An 18,216-nucleotide genomic window follows, 5' to 3' on the forward strand; every position below is an offset into this window, starting at 1 on the left:
AGATATCTTCAATCTATCAGATGCCTGGACTAGTCAAAAGTGTCAACTTTGAATTATTTATAGGGGTCAGATTGACTAAAAAATCGTCATTCGTTCTTAATTCCAAAAGAGTTTAATCTATTCATACAGTCTTAAATGAAAAAATCTCCAAAACGGTTGTCGTTTTTGAATCTACTCTTTGTTTTTTCTGTACAATGAACAGCGAAAGGAAGGGGGAAGTTAATGAAATATCAGATCGCGACAGCTGTTTTTTTATTCGCTTCATTGTCACCAGTCATATCGGAGGCGAAGGATCAGACGACACAACATCAACGTTATTACGCAGCATATGAAAAAATCGTGCAAGAATTGAATCGGACACATGAAAATGCGGACGTCACATTGCTTGCAGCAAATCAATTTGCAGACGAGGACTGGGTTTCGCCAAAACGTTTTCAGAAACGAGTAGTCAAACGGTTAAAGCCGTTGCATGTTCAATTGAGTATTTATGGAGATGGTCAACGAGCACTTGAACGAACACAAGGTAAAAAAGAAGTTCGGATCACAGGGAATTTCGAAACGGAACTTTTGGAGCAAAGTGAGCGACAGTGGTTCTCTGATGTCTTTTCGATGACGTCTCAAGCCATCAATGATGGCATTTGGACACAGAAAGGATTCGATGGTACCCGAATCGATGCAGGACAAACGATGGTCGTAACGGTCAGTGGTACATACGCGAAGCAAGGCATCTTAACAAAACACCACATCACGAAAGAATTTCATTGTTCATCCGTTGGTGAAATCTACTATTGAAATAGAAAAAGAGCGAAACTCGTCTGAGTTCCGCTCTTTTGAATTAATTCCGGATCAAGTGATCGAAAGCACCGAGTGCAGCTGTTGCACCAGAGCCCATCGAGATGATGATCTGTTTATACGCGCTATCTGTGCAGTCGCCTGCAGCGAAAACGCCTGGTACGTTCGTTGCGCCGTGGCGATCGACTTGGACTTCACCGAACTTGTTACGGTTCACTGTTTCACCGAGCCAGTCCGTGTTCGGTACGAGACCGATCTGGACGAAGACACCTTCGAGCTCGACGTGACGTTCGACGTTCGTTTCGCGCTCGATGTACGTGATCCCGTTCACTTTGTCCGTTCCTGTGATTTCCTTCGTCTGTGCGTTGACGACGACCGTGACGTTCGGAAGAGAAGCGAGGCGTTCTTGAAGAACAGCGTCTGCTTTTAGTTCCGGTGCGAATTCAAGGACCGTGACATGCTTGACGATTCCCGCGAGATCGATGGCTGCTTCGATCCCTGAGTTTCCGCCACCGATGACTGCGACACGTTTTCCTTCGAACAATGGACCATCACAGTGTGGGCAGTAGGCGACGCCTTTGTTCTTGAATTCGAGTTCGCCTGGAACACCAACGTTCCGCCAGCGTGCGCCTGTTGAAAGGATCAAACTCTTCGTTTTCAAGACAGCACCATTCTCAAGCTCGAGCTCGAGGAGGTCCTTCTTCTCAAGACGAGTTGCTCGTTGCAGGTTCATGACGTCGATGCCATATTCCTTGACGTGCTCCTCAAGACTTGCGACGAGTTTTGGTCCTTCTGTGTACTTCATGCTGATGAAGTTTTCGATGCTCATCGTATCCATGACTTGTCCACCGAAGCGCTCTGCGACGATACCTGTCCGGATGCCTTTACGAGCTGCATAGATGGCAGCGCTCGATCCAGCTGGACCACCACCGACGACGAGGACATCGTATGGATCTTTATCAGCGAAATCAGAAGCATCGGCACCTGTGCCAAGCTTCGCCAAGATTTCTTCAAGTGACATCCGTCCGTTACCAAATGCTTCGCCGTTGACGAAGACCGTCGGAACAGCCATGATCTCTTTTTGTTCGACTTCTGCTTTAAATGCCGCGCCATCAATCATCGTGTGACTGATGTTCGGGTTGAGGACGCTCATGACGTTCAATGCTTGTACGACATCTGGGCAGTTGTGGCAGCTCAAGCTGATGTACGACTCGAAGTGGTACGTTTCTTGAATGCCTTGAATCTGCTTGATGACGTCCGCATCGACCTTCGGTGCTCGACCGCTGACTTGGAGCAGTGCGAGGACGAGGGACGTGAACTCATGACCGAGTGGGATTCCCGCGAACGTGATGCCGCTTGTCTCACCGACACGGTTGACTGTGAAACTTGGTGTCCGGGGAAGGCTTGCCTGCTCGACGGAGATGCGTGGTGTCATGCTTGCGATCTCTTCGACGAGTGCGCTCATCTCAAGCGAGACGGCGTCTGTCCCAGCACTAACGGCTAGGACGAGATCGCCTTCGAGAAGCTCGAGGTATTGCGCGAGTTGTGCTTTAATGTCTGGTGCTAAAGCCATCGCGAATCCGCTCCTTAAATTTTTCCGACGAGGTCAAGGCTTGGTGTGAGTGTTGCAGAGCCTTCTTCCCATTTCGCTGGGCAGACTTCGCCTGGATTGTTACGTACATATTGTGCTGCTTTGATTTTGTTGACGAGTGTGCTCGCATCACGACCGATGCCGCCTGCGTTGATCTCAACTGTTTGGATGACGCCGTCTGGATCAATGATGAACGTACCGCGGTCAGCAAGACCATCTTGTTCGTTCAAGACTTCGAAGTTACGTGAGATGACGTGTGATGGGTCACCGATCATAACGTACTCGATTTTACCGATTGTTTCTGATGTTTCGTGCCATGCTTTATGTGTGAAATGCGTATCTGTTGAGACAGAGTAAACTTCAACGTCAAGCGCTTTGAGTGTTGCGTATTGGTTTTGGAGATCTTCGAGTTCTGTCGGGCAAACGAATGTAAAGTCTGCAGGGTAGAAACATACGACACTCCATTTACCGCGAAGGTTGGCATCCGTTAGGTCAACGAATTCTCCGTTGTGGAATGCTGATGCACTGAATGGTTTTACTTCACTTCCGATTAAAGACATGATAAAAATCCTCCTCAAGGGTTCTATATTTAGAATCTGTTCTAGTGCATACAGATAATCTGTATTTATCACACTAGAATAATTCTAATCTAATACTAATTTCATATAGACCAACACTTTTGTCAAGGTATAATCGGCAATTTCTTATTTCAGGAAAGATTGTGTGAACAAAAAAAGAAATCCCGACTCCTAAATGAAACAGGAGTCGGGAGCTGTATTTCTTATTGCCAGTCCGTGTGGAAGATCCCTTCGCGGTCTGTCCGAGCATACGTATGCGCACCGAAATAATCGCGTTGCGCTTGCAACATGTTGGCATTCGAGTTTGCTGTCCGGTAGCTATCATAATACGTCAACGACGTCGATAGACATGGGAGCGCGAAACCAGACAGAGCACCCTCGGCAACGACGTGGCGTAACGATTCTTGATACGCCTGTACTTTCTCAGCGAAGAACGGTGCGAGCATCAAGTTCGAGAGGTTCGCGTCGTTTTTGAACGCTTCACTGATGACGTTCAAGAAGTCTGCCCGGATGATACATCCACCACGGAAGATCAAGGCGATTTCTTCAAGGCGTAAGTTCCAGTCGTATAGTTCAGACGACGTCCGGTATTGGGTGAAGCCTTGCGCGTATGCGGCGACTTTCCCCATATAAAGCGCTTGACGAATCCGTTCGATCCACGCGTCCCGCTCAAGCGATGACAAGTCTTCTGGTCCCTTCAGAACAGCAGACGCTGCGACGCGTTCTTCTTTAACAGCTGAAAGGTAACGAGCGAACAAGGCTTCCGTGATGATCGAAGAGGCGACTCCATTATCAATTGCTTGTAAGCTTGTCCATTTTCCGGTTCCTTTTTGACCAGCTTGATCGAGAATGACATCGATCAACGGTTGCCCTGTCTCGTCATCCGTTTTCCGGAGAATGTCCGCTGTGATCTCAATCAGGTAACTTTTCAGTTCGCCTGCGTTCCACTCGGCGAAGATGTCTGCAACTTCCGTCACGTCGAGTCCAAGGCGGAAACGAAGGAAGCTGTAAGCTTCAGCGATCAGTTGCATGTCAGCGTACTCGATCCCGTTATGGACCATCTTGACGAAGTGACCAGCGCCCTTCGGACCGATATAGACACAACATGGATCGCCTTCAACGTGAGCGGCAATCTTCGTCAAGATCGGTGCGACATGTTCGTAAGCTTCTTTCGATCCACCCGGCATGATCGCAGGACCGGTCCGTGCACCGACTTCACCACCCGATACGCCGACGCCGATGTATTCGATGCCGTGGCGTTGGAGTTCGTCGAAGCGACGTTCCGTATCAAGGAAGTGGGAATTCCCACCATCCATGATGATGTCGCCTGTTTCGAGATGCGGAAGTAACGATTCGATGACTGAATCAATCGCGCTGCCGGCCGTGACCATCATGAAGATTTTACGCGGACGGGCGAGTGACTGTACGAATGCTTCGATATCGTAGTACGGATGAAGTGGTAATCCCTCATCGTGTGCGACGAGATCGTCCGTTAAATCACGTGTGTAGTTATAGATGGCGACTTCTTCTTGATGACTAGCCATATTCAGTGCTAGGTTGCGTCCCATGACGCCAAGTCCGATGACTCCGATAGAATGTTGCATAAGTAGAACGACTCCTTTTCTTAGACGACGAGGCTGAGGAGAAGAACGAACCCAAGTCCACAAACGGAAATGATCGTCTCAAGCACAGTCCATGTCGCAAACGTTTCTTTTAATGATAATCCGAAATACTCTTTAAACATCCAGAAGCCTGCATCATTGACGTGTGAAGCGATCAGACTACCCGCACCAGTCGCAAGGACGACGAGCGCTAAGTTGACGTCAGATTGCTCCAGTAACGGAATGACGAGACCTGCTGTCGAAAGGGCAGCGACTGTCGCAGAACCAAGTGAGATTCGCAGAATCGCAGCGATCAACCAAGCGAGCAGAATCGGAGATAACGCCGATCCTTCAAATAATTGTGCGACGAATGTACCGACGCCGCCGTCAATCAAGACTTGTTTGAAGGCACCGCCACCACCGATGATCAATAGCATCATCCCGATTTGGGCGATGGCCGTCGTACAAGATTCCATGACCGTTTGCATCGGAATCTTACGGGCGATCCCCATCGTGTAGACCGCGACGAGTAACGAAATCAACATCGCCGTCGAGGCGTTCCCGATGAACTCGATCGCCGAGATGACGCTACTCTCACCCAAGCCGAGTGTTTCTTGTAAAAGCGTGAAGATCGTTGCGACCGACATCAAGAGGACCGGTAGCATCGCAGTGAAGACACTAATACCGAAACCTGGCGTCTCGTCTAAATCAAATTCTTTTTGTTCCCCGAGTGACGCGATGTTTCCTGTGCGTGTAAACGATTCAGGTACAAGTCGTTTCGCGATCTTCGTAAAAACAGGACCAGCAATGATGACTGTCGGAACAGCAACGATGAAACCATACAATAAGACTTCCCCGATATTGGCTTTATACTCCCCTGCGATGACGGTCGGACCTGGGTGAGGTGGTAAGAAGCCGTGCGTGACAGACAGTGCTGCGACCATTGGGATCCCAAGATATAAGATCGAGACGCGGAGCTGGCGTGAAATCGCAAAGACGATTGGAATCAACAGAACGAGTCCGACTTCGAAGAAGAGTGCGATTCCGATGATGAACGAAGCAACGACGACCGCCCATTGGATGTTCTTTTCCCCGAATCGTGCGACAAGCGTCATCGCGATTCGCTGCGCCCCCCCGGCGTCAGCGATTAGCTTTCCAAGCATCGCACCAAGACCAAAGATCAGAGCTAGGTGACCGAGTGTTCCTCCGATACCGGCTTCGATCGTCTTGACGATCTGATCGAGCGGCATACCGAGTAATAGTGCAACGCCAAAGGAAACGATGATGAGTGAAACGAACGTATTTAATTTTAACCCCATGATGAGAACGAGCAATGCGACGATCCCAATTCCTACGATGACTAAAGGCATGATGACTTCCCCCAAAAGATTAAGTTAGTTTTCCTCTTGAATCAAGCTCCGTTGATACATAGCAATTCGTTTGTGGTCTTCGGATAATGTCCGCGCTAGACTAATGAAAATCGGTAAAAGCTGACGATATTCATGCATCGCTTCTTCATTTGGTACATGGCGATGTGTTTCCCCAATCATCTTGGATACGACTTCGAACGAATCGATTTCCCCTGTCGCATACAGTCCGAGAATACAAGCGCCAAGACATGAACTTTCGAAACTTTCCGGAATGACGACTTCCGACTCAAAGATGTCCGCCATCATTTGGCGCCAGACTTCAGACCGGGCAAATCCACCGGTTGCCTGAATCCGCGTCACAGGACCATCCATGCATTCGACGAGTGCGAGGAAGACGGTATACAGATTGTAGATGACGCCTTCTAGTGCTGCCCGGATCATGTGCTCTTTTTTGTGTGAGAGCGTCAAACCGAAGAATGAACCGCTGACGTCCGGATTCCATAGCGGTGCTCGTTCACCGGACAAGTAAGGATGGAACAACAGACCGTCGGACCCCGGGCGGACGCGTTCGGCAATCTTCGTCAGGACAGCATACGGATCGATGCCGAGGCGTTTTGCTGTCTCGACTTCTGCTGAAGCAAGTTCGTCACGAATCCACCGTAAGACCATTCCTCCGTTATTGACGGGGCCGCCGATGACCCAGTGGTCCTCGGTCAGTGCGTAACAGAACGTTCGTCCTTTTTCATCCGTCTGTGGACGATCAATGATCGTTCGGATGGCACCGCTCGTTCCGATCGTGATCGCGATTTCCCCTTTGCGAATCGCGTTGACACCTAAATTGGAGAGGACACCATCACTGGCACCAACTAAGAACGGCGTATCGACGGATAGTCCCATTTGTCGTGCGTAATCAGTATTAAGTCCGGTACATGACGTCGTTGTCGGTACGGGTTCCGATAAATAGCTTGCATCGATACCTGCGACATGCAGTGCGCCCGTATCCCAACCTAATTCATGAATATTAAAGAGACCAGTTGCTGAAGCGAGAGAGTGGTCGATGACATATGTTCCGAACAGTCTTTGGAACACGAACTCCTTGATCCCGACATACTTTTTCGTTTGAGCGTGGAGCTCCGGACGATCTTCGACGAGCCAACTGATTTTGCTAAGCGGTGACATCGGATGAATCGGTGTCCCGGTCCGGTGATAGATCGAGAGACCATATTGTTCCTTAATCTTGTTCGACCATGCTTCACTCCGACTGTCCGCCCATGTGATGCAGGCAGTCAACGGTTGATGTTGTGCGTCCATCGCAATCAAACTGTGCATGGCACTACTGAACGCGACGAACTTCGGTGGCATGCTCGGATGACGTTTTGTGATCAATCGGATGGATTCGAGTACGGCATCAAAAATTTCTTCCGGATCCTGTTCCGCCGTCGAACGGTTCGGTGTGTGGAGTGGGTAACCGACGTTCGTTTGTCCGATGACCTCTCCTTTTGTCGTAAATAAGACTGCTTTCGTACTCGTCGTTCCGATATCGACGCCTAACATGTATTCAGTCATGTGAATCGACTCCTTTCGACATCATTTGTTGCGTTTTCCAGAGATCTTCGACTTCCTGAACATCATCAAAGTTCTGATGTAAGGAAGCAACCATCCGTTCACGATCTCCTGTCTCGATCGCTTCGATATACAAGGCATGGTTCGCGAGGATGCGTTCAAAGTCTTCGATGTCTTCCTCGAATCGTACCCGCATTGATAGGAGGATGAAACTTTCCATGACTGGTTTGAGATTTTGCCAAATCATGCTGACATACCCATGATCGATCGAGCGGATGATCGTTTCATGAAACAGTACGTCTTGGAAAGAGAATTCATCAGCATCCTTATATTTGATGGCAACCTTCATCATTTCGAGAATTTTGCTGAGTTCACGGACGAGTTCTGCCCGTTCGACCTTAACAAGTCGCTCGAAGACGAACGTTTCGATGAGTAACCGGACATCATAGATTTCTTGAATGTCGCGCTCGGATAAACCGACGACGACTGCTCCCATTCGTTCGAGACGAATCAACTGTTCGGCTGCAAGCACCTTTAACGCGTCACGGACAGGTGAGCGACTGACTGAAAAATCAGAGGCTATTTTGTTTTCGGATAATATGGTACCGCTTTCAATTTTTCCTGAAATGATCCGCATTCGTAGTTCGTGCGCGACACGATCTCCGGCAGAAGCTTTTGACAACCACTTCAAGGGGTATAACAGTTCTGACATAAAATCACCTGATTTCTAGAGTGAGTATACTTGTATACAAGTTAGTATATACGTTTTTCTCTAAAATGCAAACGCTTCACTTAAATCTTAGAGATTCAACTGGCAATCAGGAAATCGGTTCCAAATATGTTAGGGTGAAGGAGTAATCAATAACCAGAATGGGTAAGGAGGAGATAATACATATGAATATTTTAGTTGTAGGTGCAGGAGCAGTCGGAGGTTATTTCGGGGGCCGTCTTGCTGAGCAAGGTGAACAGGTGACCTTTCTCGTCCGTCCGAAGCGATATGAACAATTACAAAAAACAGGTCTACAGATCACTAGTCCTCATGGCGATATCACGATCACTCCTCAGTTAGTGACACGAGACATGCGACCGGATCACGTATTTGATGTCGTTTTACTTTCGACGAAAGCCTATCACTTAGATGATGTCTTAAAGGATCTTAGACCATTCGTTTCGAACGAGACGTGTATCATTCCTTTATTGAATGGCATGCAACATATTCGTCGGTTAACAGAAGTCTTCGGAGAAGAGCGTGTACTGGGCGGTCTTTGCTTCATTGAATCGACGCTTGATGCAGAAGGACGCATTTTACAGACGAGTCCGTCACATCGACTGTTGTTTGGCTCACGAACCGGCAAACCAACAGCCCGTTTGCAGGAGATCGCAACACGTTTTGCGAAAGCGAAGGCACCGATGGCGTACTCGATGCATATCATGGATGACATGTGGCAAAAGTATCTTTTTATTTCGACATTTGCGGGTGTGACGACGCTGTTTCGTTCAGCGATCGGTTCGATTCGGGAAGAAGCTGTCGGGCGTCAGATGATTGTAGACGTCATGAACGAAGCGAAACAGGCGATGGAAGAACAGGGCGCGGTCTTCAATGACGATACAGAAACGGTGCTATTGAAGCAGATGCATGCGATGGAAGATACGATGAAATCGTCGATGTTGCGCGATATGGAAAAAGGTCAGCCAGTCGAAGTGGAACATTTTTTCAGCGCCTTGTTAAAACCTACTTCGACAGAACGGTTCAGAGCTTTAAAATTAGTCGAAGCAAACTTACGCATGTATCTTGGAACGATTAAATAGTTACATTTTTCTATTTTAGAAAAATAATGGAGTAGTACAAATGTTTCGTTTTGATGACGAAAGACCTGTTTCCCCTAGGAATCGTTGACTTCCGAAATAAAGTTCATCTATTGTTAATGAGATTGAAAAAAAGTGATAATATATTTTTCCGCATTTTTTCTTGCAAGGACGAATGAAGCAGACGAGAGGGGAAGTTTATCCATTATGAAACGTATTATTATTCGTGCAGGTATGACACCATTCGAACAGTTCGATGCTCCTTATTTGATGAAACATAATTCCATTGGAGGAAACGTTGGAAATCTCATTTATCAATACAGTATCTTTCGGACGTTGATGACAGAAGGTACGACGATTACACCGGACTATTACTATTACGATGAAGAACGGGCGGACGAAATCAATGCCAACTTTGATCTTTATGTCATTCCGTTAGCGGATGCATTCCGAAAAGAATTCGTACCGACGTTGCGGAAGTACACCCGCCTTATCAAGAAATTAAAAATTCCAGTCGTCGTCATCGGTGTAGGCTTACGTGCACCGTTTGAACCAGATCTAGACGGCGGATTCCCGTTCGATGAAGATGTCAAAGCATTCGTCAGCGCTGTACTTGAGCGCTCAAGCATGCTTGGTCTTCGTGGGGAAATCACGTCGAAATACTTGACGCGTCTTGGTTTTCGCGAAGGCATTGATCATCGTGTCATCGGATGTCCTTCGATGTACGCGTTTGGTCGCGACTTACATATTCGTGAAACGAACATTACGCCCGAGTCGATGATTACGGTCAACTCGTCACGTTTAGCACCACAAAATGTTCTTGATTTCATTACGCGCGGAATGGAAGAGTATCCGAATCATTACTTCATTCCCCAATGGATGAAGGAACTGAAATTGACGTATACAGGAACGCATCCGATCGCAGATTTGTCCGTGACGAACTATCCGGTGAAGATGTCGGATCCTGCTTACATGAACGATCGTGTTCGTTTCTTCTTGAACGCACAAACATGGTTCGATTTCATCGGGCAGGCAGACCTCAGTTTTGGTGCGCGCTTGCATGGAAATATCACAGCAACGCTTGCGGGTACGCCGAGTATCCTCATTCCAAAGGATGCACGAATGCGCGAACTAACGGATTATCATCAGTTGACGCATATTTGGGCGAACGACATCAAAGCGGATACACAATTATCCGACGTCGTAGCCAATGCTGATTTCCAAAGTCCGGCACGTGTTCAAGCACGTAACTTCGACAACTTCGTTGATTTCTTGAACGTGAATGATCTTGAACACATTTATCAAGAGACGAACTATCCTGAGAATGTACCGTTTGACCGTCAAATGGCGCAAGCGGAACTACTTCCACCGGTTCAACCGATTTCTGGCGTGAGTCTCGAAGAAGCAGTAGCTCGTTTCGAACGCTTCTTCCCGGAACAAGAGAAGAAGATCGCGGATGCGCAAAAACAGGCAAAAGCGCAATTGGCCGAAAAAGATAAGAAAATCAAAGCATTGCAGAAACAGACAACGACGACTCAAAAAGATCAGGAAATTGCGGCGCTCAAAGCACAACTGGCTGCTCAAACGAAGAAAATGAAGCATCAGCAAGGAACATTGAACCGGAAAGCGGTTCGGGCAGCCTTAAAGACAGCGGATTTATTTGCTAAAAAATAAAACGTTCTAACATTCCGGATCATTACGATACGGAATGTTTTTTAATAGGAGTATTCTGAATTGCGTTGACAATTCGGAAAAGACTTGATAGGGTTAGGAACAATTACATACTTATCCAGAGAGGTGGAGGGACTGGCCCTATGAAACCTCAGCAACAGGTCGAAAGATACTGTGCTAATTCCTGCGGGTGTTGCACCCGATCGATAAGATTTCCGAATTGTCGACCGACGCATCCGTGAGGATGCGTTTTTTGTTTGAAATAGGTGGAACGAGGAGGAAATGGATTCATGAAAACGAGCGGAGCTTTTCGACGCAAGATGGAATCACGTCATCTGATCATGCTGTCGTTAGGAGGCGTCATTGGAACAGGATTATTTTTAAGTACAGGTTATACGTTGGAACAAGCGGGACGTGTCGGAACGATTTTGTCGTATTTGATAGGAGCCGTCGTCGTCTACTTAGTCATGCTAAGTCTTGGCGAACTCGCTGTACACATGCCGGAAACCGGATCATTCCATAAGTACGCAACGAAGTATATCGGACCCGGTACCGGTTATACGGTGGCCTGGCTCTACTGGCTGACGTGGACGGTCGCCCTTGGTTCAGAATTCACGGCAGCAGGCATTTTAATGCAACGTTGGTTCCCGTCGATTCCAGTCTGGGTGTTCAGTGCATTATTCGCTGCGATGATCCTTGGTATCAACGTCTTGAAGGTCCGCGTATTTGCTGAAGTCGAGTTTTGGTTCTCCGCCATTAAGGTCGTAACGATCATTGCTTTCATTTTACTTGGTGCGGGAGCCATCGTTGGCTTCATCCCATTACAAGATGGTAGCCCAGCACCATTCTTTTCTTCCTTAACGGAAGGAGGATTGTTTCCAAATGGAGCATTTGCGATCTTCATGACGATGCTTGCTGTGAACTTTGCTTACTCAGGAACGGAATTGATCGGCGTCGCAGCGGGTGAAGCGGTCGATCCGAAGCGGACGATTCCGCTTGCGATCCGAACAACGATTTTGCGACTCGTCCTCTTTTTCGTCGGTACGATCATCGTATTAGCCGTCTTATTGCCAACGGAAGGGAAGGGCGTGCTCGAAAGTCCGTTCGTTGCGGTGTTCGAACGAATCGGAATTCCGTATGCGGCAGACGTGATGAACTTCGTCATTCTGACAGCGATCTTGTCGGCAGCGAACTCTGGGCTTTACGCTGCCTCCCGGATGCTTTGGTCGCTTGCGAACGAACGCATGATTCCGCGCTTCTTCGCCCAGGTGACGCCAAGTGGGGTTCCACTTCGAGCTGTATTGTTCAGCATGCTTGGCGGAGGACTTGCTTTGCTGTCTAGCATCTATGCAGCAGGAAGTGTCTATATTGCGCTCGTCTCGATTTCCGGCCTTGCTGTCGTCGTCGTCTGGATGAGTATCAGCGTTGCGCAGTATCGCTTCCGGAAACAATTCCTCCGCGAAGGGCATACGGTCGACGAATTGGTCTATCGTACACCACTCTTTCCATTGGTACCGATCGCCGCTTTCGTCGTCTGTTTGATTTCCCTGATTGGTATCGGATTTGATCCGACGCAACGAGTCGCCTTGTATTGCGGTATCCCATTCATCGTGATCTGTTATGTCGTTCATGCGTTCACGAATTCTTCTCAGAAACGGAGTGTTGAAGATGTCCCGAATCAAAAATCCAGTTGATCAACGATTACAGGAAGTTCCTTTCCTAATTTTAGATGGTGCGCTTGCGACTGAACTCGAACAAAAGGGATTCGACCTGAACGATGCACTCTGGTCAGCACGCCTCTTAATCGAAGCACCGGAACAGATTGAGCGTGTCCATCACGATTACTTTGAAGTGGGCGCCGATGTTGCGATCACCTCAAGCTATCAAGCAAGTATCGAAGGATTCAAGCAACGTCACATCACGACCGAGGAAGCACAAGCGTTAATTCGACAAACGGTTACCTTAGCGCAAGATGCACGGACGCGTAGCGGAAAGAGTGCCGCATTGATTGCGGGATCAGTTGGTCCTTATGGTGCCTACTTAGCAGATGGTTCTGAGTATCGCGGTCATTATGGTGTGTCAGCAGATGTGCTAGAAGCCTTCCACAGACCGCGCATCGAAGCATTGATTGAAGCGGGGGCTGATCTGCTGGCATTCGAGACGATTCCGTCGCTTGAGGAAGCTGTCGTGTTGTTCGGGATTCTCGAAGCGTTCCCGGAAGTATCTGCTTGGCTGACGTTCTCGCTTCAAGATGCGACGCACATCAGTGAGGGAACACCGCTTGCGATATGCATCGAGACAATCGGACAGCATCCGCAACTTGCAGCAATCGGTGCAAATTGTTTTCCGGCATCCTACGCGACCGACTTCATCCGTCACGTTAAGACGTTGACGAGTGTTCCAATCATTGTCTATCCGAACTCCGGTGAAGTCTATGATCCGGTCGCAAAGACGTGGTCGGGTACGAATCAGTGCACGTCGTTCCAAGCCATCGCAAAGACATGGTATGAAGCTGGAGCACGATTGATTGGCGGTTGTTGTAGAACTTCACCGGAACATATCGCGCAAATTCGTTCGGTTTGCCAGGTTTCTCATACGTGATGAATGATGACGAAAAAACGGACACGAAATCGATTGATTTCGTGTCCGTTTTTTTAATGGTGTGATTCCATTACCGTTCGCGCAAGGCGCGATTGAATTGTTGCAATAGGCGTCCGAAATCTTCTGCATCATCCGCTGGCCAGTCTGTCAGTAGACGTTCGATGCTCGCGAGACGTGCGGTTCGGTAGATGGTGAGTTCTTGTTGTCCTTTATCTGTAATATGATAGAAGAAGGCTCGCCCATCTGTCGGATCTTTTACTTTTTCAACGAGTTGCTTCTGATCGAGTGCCGCTGCTTGGCGACTGACGGTCGAGACATCGAGCTGAAGTTCACGGGCAAGTGTTTTAACACCGACGTTGCCGGAATCCGCTAATTGTCGCAGTAAGAGATAAGAAGCACGGTCCAAATTACGATTGTCTGCCGTCGCCGTCGTTAAGCGCCGGATCAGGATCGCTAACTCGAGTTCAATGGTTTCGAGTGATTGTTGAGACATCGGGTATCTCCCCTTTCAAAAAAGTCTCTCTGTCCCTCATGATTACCCAATGTGGATAAGCTGTCAATGCGAAAAGCAGGAGGCTTGACAGAGTTGTAGTTGTATTATACAATCATTTTTGTTCTTTTAATTGTATCATACAACTTTCGTAGATGAGAAACGAACGACAAAGGAGAATTCAGATGAAAGCTTATGAATCGATGAAACAAGAGGTCATTACGGTAAACGATACAGATCTGATTCGTACGGTCATCGAACGATTCATTCAATCTGGTATTAGCGGCGTACCCGTCATCAATGCCGAGCAAGAGGTCGTCGGTTATATCAGTGACGGAGATATCATGCGCGCGATCGGAAAACACAAGGACATCATCGTCGATACATTCTTATATGTAGATGTCATCAAAGGAGACGAAGAAGATTATGAAGATCGAATTCGTCATATCTTGAATCGACCTGTCATGGAACTTGCACGCCGGAAGGTTGTAACAGCAGACGCTGATACAGAAATGGAAGAGATTGCAGCAACACTTGGCGCAAAACGGATCAAAAAGCTTCCAATCCTTAAGGCAGGACGTCTTGTTGGGATCATTAGTCGAGGCGACGTCATCCGCCATTCGTTTAAACAGTTCATATAATACATTCAATAGAAAGAAGGGACACTATGGCACTTGCTGAAAAAACAACGACGCTTGAGCCGGAAACGGTATTAGCGGAAAGCAAACATGGATTATTCCATCAACCGGTTGCTGTTTGGGCAGTCTTTTTCGCCAGTATTACAGCATTCATGGGAATGGGACTCGTCAATCCCGTGTTACCGACGATTGCCGAGAATTTAGAAGCGTCCAAAAGTGAAGTAACGCTCTTATTTACAAGTTATAACGCCGTCATGGCATTCGCGATGTTAATTACAGGCGCGATCTCATCACGGATTGGTCAAAAAGGAACATTAATGCTCGGGATCGCCGTCATCGCAACTGTTGCTGGTTTTGCTTCACAAGCAGACAGCATTTGGACGCTCGTCGCGTTACGCGGTGGATGGGGACTTGGGAACGCTTTGTTCGTTGCAACCGCACTGGCTGCGATCGTTTCGCTGTCGTCAGGCGGAACAGCAAAAGCCATCATTTTGTATGAAGCAGCCGTTGGTCTTGGGATTTCGATTGGACCGCTATTAGGCGGAACACTCGGTTCGATCACATGGCGCGCCCCATTCATGGGTGTTGCGACAATCATGGTCATCGCGTTTCTCGTCTTGCTCTTCTTGATGCCAAAACCAGCAGCATCTGCTGCACCAAAACAAAAGTTATCATTAAAAGCACCGTTCCAAGCGATGAAGCATCGTTCGCTCTTGACACTCGGGATCGTTGCGGCGCTTTATAACGTTGGGTTCTTTACGATCATGGCCTATGCACCATTCGTCATGAAACTACCAGCGAAAGGACTCGGATTCGTCTTCCTCGGTTGGGGGATGTTGCTTGCGATCACATCAGTCTTAACGGCTCCGAAACTGAAACAATGGTTCGGAACGATCAAAGCGATGATCATGATGTTGATCACATTCGCGATCTTGCTTCTTTTAATGGGAATCTTCACGGAAACTCCAGCCGTCGTCATCGTCTGTGTCATCTTGGCGGGAGCTGTGCTTGGGAATAACAACACGCTCATCACGACAGCTGTCATGGATGCAGCACCTGTCGAACGTTCGACAGCATCTGCGGCATACAGTTTCCTACGTTTTCTCGGGGCAGCCATCGCGCCATTCATGGCCGGTAAATTGGCTGAAATCTTCAACGCAAATCTACCCTTTTATGTCGGAAGTGGCTTCGTCCTCTTATCCGTCATCATCATCGGGGTCAATCTCAAACACATTCGCCATATCGACCGGACGGAAGGCGGACATTAATTCGATAACAAGACAGCCGAAGCGCATTCGCTTCGGCTGTTTTTGATTGAAATCAAGAGGGGTACATGGTTCTTAACGTGCGGATCGAGTGCTCGATCATTTCCCGAAGTACGCCTAAGTCGATGTCAGTCAGTCGTTTGACGTAAATGCAGGACTTACCGCGTCGATACGTACCGAGACTGGCAAGCAGTCGTTCTGAGACTGCGTCTTCACCAAGCGCGAGATAAAGGACGAGGTTCGTCTTCCGCGGAGAAAAGCCGACATAAAAGCTGTCGCCCTCGCGGCCGGAGGCGTAACGGTAATGGTAGGAACCAAAACCAATCAAGGATGAACCCCAAAGGACGGCTTCATATCCCGTGACATTTTCGAAGAACTGACGTAGTGTGATACCATCTGCTTGACGTTGCGGCGGTTCGACTTGTGTCAGAAAGGCATCAACGGACTGTTCGGTAGGACCTGTCTTTGGCGTATCAGGCATAAGCAGACTCCTTTCGGATGAAGAAGATATGGGTTACTTTCGAGAAGTGCTAGTAAATATCCTGTGGCTCAGAGGTGGAAATCGAATGAAGCATCGTATCGTGTTTCGAGGAGAAGAAAGCAGTGTACTATGGGAAATCTTACACGTATATCCAACGCAAGAAGAACTAACGATTCAGATGGTAGGGCGGAATAGTGAACACCAGTTTTCAGTTACATTCAATCAATATGATGCGTTCATCCGTAACTTTGCTCACGTCCATGAGTCGTTACACGGTGAAGTCGTATTCGAGCAGGGAGTAATTCGACTCCGCTTACGCTATGACCGACTTGGTCGTGTCTTCATCAGTTGGTCTGACGGACAAACGAGTCACCAGTTTCGCAGTGATCAAAGTTATTTAAGTGAGGCGTTAGCACAACTTGGCGTCTACTGAATCAGCTGATGAAAGGCGCTAACACAAAAAGAAGGGACGACATTCGGTTACAATATCGAATGTCGTTCCTTCTTTTTTTAATGTGATGGGAGCGATTGATGTAATGGTGTGTTGATCAAGTTGAAGCAAAACGCAATCGTTTGTTCATATTCGGATAACGGAATCGATTCATCCACTTGGTGTGCGAGACGGAAATCATGGAATGAAGCGATTGCGATTGGAAATGACTTTTTCGCTTGGCTGAACATCGCACCATCCGTTCCACCTGGAATAGCGATTTTTCGTGGTGTCACGCCGCTAACCTGCTCCATCGTATCCGCGACCTGTTGCAAGAAAGGCGCCTGTTCATCGGTTTCACAAGAAGGAATATCCTTGATGACGGTCACGTTCATATCAAACTCGGAATCTTCTGCTACAAGACGACGCTCGATAGCTGTAAAGGCAGCAAGAACGTCCGCTCGACCGAACCCGGGAATCGTCCGGATATCCATATAAAAGGAAGCCTGACTCGGAACGACATTCGGTCCTTCGCCTCCTGAAATCGAGGTGATCGACGCAACGACTGGACCAAGCGCCGGATGATGATTCGCTGTAATCGAGAAGCGTTCCGACTTCACTTCCTGGATGACGCGATAGACGTCATCGATCGCATTACGTCCGAGTTGAGGGGCAGAGCTGTGTGCACTTTTCCCACGACATGTCACTTCGATCCCAACGACACCTTTTTGTGCATAACCGATCATTCCGCTTGTTGGTTCTGTGATCAGTAAAGCGTCTAAATCATCCGCGTGTCCTTGTTCGGTCAAATGACGAGCACCCGTCATTCCATTCTCCTCATCGGATGTAATCAGAAGTTTGATAGTGTTTGGTCGTTCTTGACGTTCTCTATATTGAATCAGTGCTTGCACCATTGCCATGACACCTGATTTCATATCAGAAGCCCCACGACCATAGATGCGGCCGTCTTCGATTTCGCCACCATATGGATCTTTCGTCCAGCCGTCTTCTTGAACTGGAACCGTATCGAGATGACCAGATAGACCGAGGACGGCAGGACGTGAAACATCCTCGCTCGCAGGGACGGTCGCGACGAGACAAATTCGTTTTGGTGAAACTTCAATCCATTCTGTCGAGATCTGATGATCGACCAATACATCGTATACGTAACGTGCGACGGCTTCTTCTCCGTCCATCGGATTGACACTTGGAATTTGAAGACACCGTTGTAAGTAAGTAATCGCTGTTTGCATGAATTTTTCCCCCTTTACCTGTAGTGTACCCTGATAAAAATACTTCAGGGAGGTAAACTAATTCAGAAAATAATTTACGGTACTGA

17 protein-coding genes and 1 riboswitch are annotated in these 18,216 nt (G+C 48.0%); of the genes, 8 read left to right on the forward strand and 9 right to left on the reverse strand.

Going from position 1 to position 18,216, the window contains the following annotated elements:
• Positions 1–222: 222 nt before the first annotated feature.
• Entirely contained in the window at positions 223–792 is a 570-nt protein-coding gene (locus tag B2U10_RS13270; protein WP_290788221.1) for a hypothetical protein, read from the forward strand.
• A gap of 43 nt (positions 793–835) precedes the next feature.
• Here the strand turns inward: B2U10_RS13270 and ahpF are convergent, their stop codons facing one another.
• The 6 genes from ahpF to B2U10_RS13300 all read right to left on the reverse strand — a co-directional run bounded on the left by ahpF (position 836) and on the right by B2U10_RS13300 (position 8,207).
• Positions 836–2,365 carry an alkyl hydroperoxide reductase subunit F gene (gene ahpF, locus B2U10_RS13275; RefSeq protein ID WP_023469816.1) on the reverse strand — a complete coding sequence of 510 codons (1,530 nt, stop codon included), beginning with the start codon at positions 2,363–2,365 and terminating at the stop codon, positions 836–838.
• Between the two features lie 14 nt (positions 2,366–2,379).
• Positions 2,380–2,943: an alkyl hydroperoxide reductase subunit C gene (gene ahpC / locus B2U10_RS13280; RefSeq protein WP_012371860.1), complete on the reverse strand. Its 564-nt coding sequence runs from the start codon at positions 2,941–2,943 to the stop codon at positions 2,380–2,382.
• 221 nt (positions 2,944–3,164) lie between these two features.
• A complete protein-coding gene (gene gnd, locus B2U10_RS13285) occupies positions 3,165–4,565 on the reverse strand; it encodes a decarboxylating NADP(+)-dependent phosphogluconate dehydrogenase (protein WP_290788224.1) in 1,401 nt (466 codons plus the stop codon).
• Positions 4,566–4,585: 20 nt separating this feature from the next.
• The gene (locus B2U10_RS13290; protein ID WP_035411791.1) at positions 4,586–5,932 is read right to left on the reverse strand and encodes a GntP family permease; all 1,347 of its coding nucleotides are present in this window, start codon (positions 5,930–5,932) and stop codon (positions 4,586–4,588) included.
• 24 nt (positions 5,933–5,956) lie between these two features.
• Positions 5,957–7,498: a gluconokinase gene (gntK, locus tag B2U10_RS13295; RefSeq protein WP_035411794.1), complete on the reverse strand. Its 1,542-nt coding sequence runs from the start codon at positions 7,496–7,498 to the stop codon at positions 5,957–5,959.
• On the reverse strand, positions 7,491–8,207 hold the full coding sequence (locus B2U10_RS13300) for a GntR family transcriptional regulator (protein ID WP_035411797.1): 717 nt from the start codon (positions 8,205–8,207) through the stop codon (positions 7,491–7,493). Before B2U10_RS13300 ends, gntK begins: the two co-directional genes overlap by 8 nt.
• Before the next feature lie 182 nt (positions 8,208–8,389).
• Here B2U10_RS13300 and B2U10_RS13305 point away from each other — a divergent pair, with 182 nt between their 5' ends.
• The 4 genes from B2U10_RS13305 to mmuM all read left to right on the forward strand — a co-directional run bounded on the left by B2U10_RS13305 (position 8,390) and on the right by mmuM (position 13,573).
• The gene (locus B2U10_RS13305; RefSeq protein WP_290788228.1) at positions 8,390–9,304 is read left to right on the forward strand and encodes a ketopantoate reductase family protein; all 915 of its coding nucleotides are present in this window, start codon (positions 8,390–8,392) and stop codon (positions 9,302–9,304) included.
• Between the two features lie 204 nt (positions 9,305–9,508).
• Positions 9,509–10,975: a polysaccharide pyruvyl transferase family protein gene (locus tag B2U10_RS13310; RefSeq protein WP_214856568.1), complete on the forward strand. Its 1,467-nt coding sequence runs from the start codon at positions 9,509–9,511 to the stop codon at positions 10,973–10,975.
• A gap of 108 nt (positions 10,976–11,083) precedes the next feature.
• Positions 11,084–11,185, forward strand: a riboswitch (SAM riboswitch).
• A gap of 77 nt (positions 11,186–11,262) precedes the next feature.
• Complete coding sequence (locus tag B2U10_RS13315) at positions 11,263–12,666, forward strand: amino acid permease (RefSeq protein ID WP_290753703.1); 1,404 nt, start codon at positions 11,263–11,265, stop codon at positions 12,664–12,666.
• Positions 12,641–13,573, forward strand: coding sequence for a homocysteine S-methyltransferase (mmuM, locus tag B2U10_RS13320; RefSeq protein WP_035411808.1), 933 nt, complete (start codon positions 12,641–12,643; stop codon positions 13,571–13,573). Before B2U10_RS13315 ends, mmuM begins: the two co-directional genes overlap by 26 nt.
• A 70-nt stretch (positions 13,574–13,643) precedes the next feature.
• Here the strand turns inward: mmuM and B2U10_RS13325 are convergent, their stop codons facing one another.
• Complete coding sequence (locus B2U10_RS13325; protein ID WP_035411811.1) at positions 13,644–14,066, reverse strand: MarR family winged helix-turn-helix transcriptional regulator; 423 nt, start codon at positions 14,064–14,066, stop codon at positions 13,644–13,646.
• A gap of 182 nt (positions 14,067–14,248) precedes the next feature.
• Between B2U10_RS13325 and B2U10_RS13330 the strand changes: the two genes are divergently transcribed.
• Both B2U10_RS13330 and B2U10_RS13335 read left to right on the forward strand, forming a co-directional pair.
• A complete protein-coding gene (locus B2U10_RS13330) occupies positions 14,249–14,704 on the forward strand; it encodes a CBS domain-containing protein (protein WP_290788233.1) in 456 nt (151 codons plus the stop codon).
• A 26-nt stretch (positions 14,705–14,730) separates the two neighbouring features.
• Positions 14,731–15,969, forward strand: a complete 1,239-nt coding sequence (locus B2U10_RS13335) for an MFS transporter (protein ID WP_035411817.1) — start codon at positions 14,731–14,733, stop codon at positions 15,967–15,969.
• Between the two features lie 52 nt (positions 15,970–16,021).
• On the opposite strand, the gene B2U10_RS13340 is transcribed toward B2U10_RS13335, so the two are convergent.
• Positions 16,022–16,447, reverse strand: coding sequence for a DUF1801 domain-containing protein (locus B2U10_RS13340; RefSeq protein ID WP_290788236.1), 426 nt, complete (start codon positions 16,445–16,447; stop codon positions 16,022–16,024).
• Between the two features lie 85 nt (positions 16,448–16,532).
• On the opposite strand from B2U10_RS13340, the gene B2U10_RS13345 reads away from it, so the two are divergent.
• Entirely contained in the window at positions 16,533–16,880 is a 348-nt protein-coding gene (locus tag B2U10_RS13345; RefSeq protein WP_035411823.1) for a hypothetical protein, read from the forward strand.
• A gap of 77 nt (positions 16,881–16,957) precedes the next feature.
• Here B2U10_RS13345 and B2U10_RS13350 read toward each other — a convergent pair whose 3' ends face one another.
• Positions 16,958–18,130: a M20 family metallopeptidase gene (locus B2U10_RS13350; RefSeq protein ID WP_052019146.1), complete on the reverse strand. Its 1,173-nt coding sequence runs from the start codon at positions 18,128–18,130 to the stop codon at positions 16,958–16,960.
• Positions 18,131–18,216: the final 86 nt, after the last annotated feature.

The sequence above is a fragment of the Exiguobacterium sp. UBA7533 genome (assembly GCF_002479335.1).
Lineage (GTDB): Bacteria > Bacillota > Bacilli > Exiguobacteriales > Exiguobacteriaceae > Exiguobacterium_A.

Excerpts from the sequence above, each read along its gene's own strand:
- B2U10_RS13340 (WP_290788236.1), bottom strand. The coding sequence starts at position 16,447 with ATGCCTGATACGCCAAAGACAGGTCCTACCGAACAGTCCGTTGATGCC.
- ahpC (WP_012371860.1), bottom strand. The coding sequence starts at position 2,943 with ATGTCTTTAATCGGAAGTGAAGTAAAACCATTCAGTGCATCAGCATTC.
- B2U10_RS13350 (WP_052019146.1), bottom strand. The coding sequence starts at position 18,130 with ATGCAAACAGCGATTACTTACTTACAACGGTGTCTTCAAATTCCAAGT.
- mmuM (WP_035411808.1), top strand. The coding sequence starts at position 12,641 with ATGTCCCGAATCAAAAATCCAGTTGATCAACGATTACAGGAAGTTCCT.
- gntK (WP_035411794.1), bottom strand. The coding sequence starts at position 7,498 with ATGACTGAATACATGTTAGGCGTCGATATCGGAACGACGAGTACGAAA.
- B2U10_RS13345 (WP_035411823.1), top strand. The coding sequence starts at position 16,533 with ATGAAGCATCGTATCGTGTTTCGAGGAGAAGAAAGCAGTGTACTATGG.
- B2U10_RS13300 (WP_035411797.1), bottom strand. The coding sequence starts at position 8,207 with ATGTCAGAACTGTTATACCCCTTGAAGTGGTTGTCAAAAGCTTCTGCC.
- B2U10_RS13290 (WP_035411791.1), bottom strand. The coding sequence starts at position 5,932 with ATGCCTTTAGTCATCGTAGGAATTGGGATCGTCGCATTGCTCGTTCTC.
- B2U10_RS13305 (WP_290788228.1), top strand. The coding sequence starts at position 8,390 with ATGAATATTTTAGTTGTAGGTGCAGGAGCAGTCGGAGGTTATTTCGGG.
- B2U10_RS13270 (WP_290788221.1), top strand. The coding sequence starts at position 223 with ATGAAATATCAGATCGCGACAGCTGTTTTTTTATTCGCTTCATTGTCA.
- B2U10_RS13335 (WP_035411817.1), top strand. The coding sequence starts at position 14,731 with ATGGCACTTGCTGAAAAAACAACGACGCTTGAGCCGGAAACGGTATTA.
- gnd (WP_290788224.1), bottom strand. The coding sequence starts at position 4,565 with ATGCAACATTCTATCGGAGTCATCGGACTTGGCGTCATGGGACGCAAC.
- ahpF (WP_023469816.1), bottom strand. The coding sequence starts at position 2,365 with ATGGCTTTAGCACCAGACATTAAAGCACAACTCGCGCAATACCTCGAG.
- B2U10_RS13310 (WP_214856568.1), top strand. The coding sequence starts at position 9,509 with ATGAAACGTATTATTATTCGTGCAGGTATGACACCATTCGAACAGTTC.
- B2U10_RS13325 (WP_035411811.1), bottom strand. The coding sequence starts at position 14,066 with ATGTCTCAACAATCACTCGAAACCATTGAACTCGAGTTAGCGATCCTG.
- B2U10_RS13330 (WP_290788233.1), top strand. The coding sequence starts at position 14,249 with ATGAAAGCTTATGAATCGATGAAACAAGAGGTCATTACGGTAAACGAT.
- B2U10_RS13315 (WP_290753703.1), top strand. The coding sequence starts at position 11,263 with ATGAAAACGAGCGGAGCTTTTCGACGCAAGATGGAATCACGTCATCTG.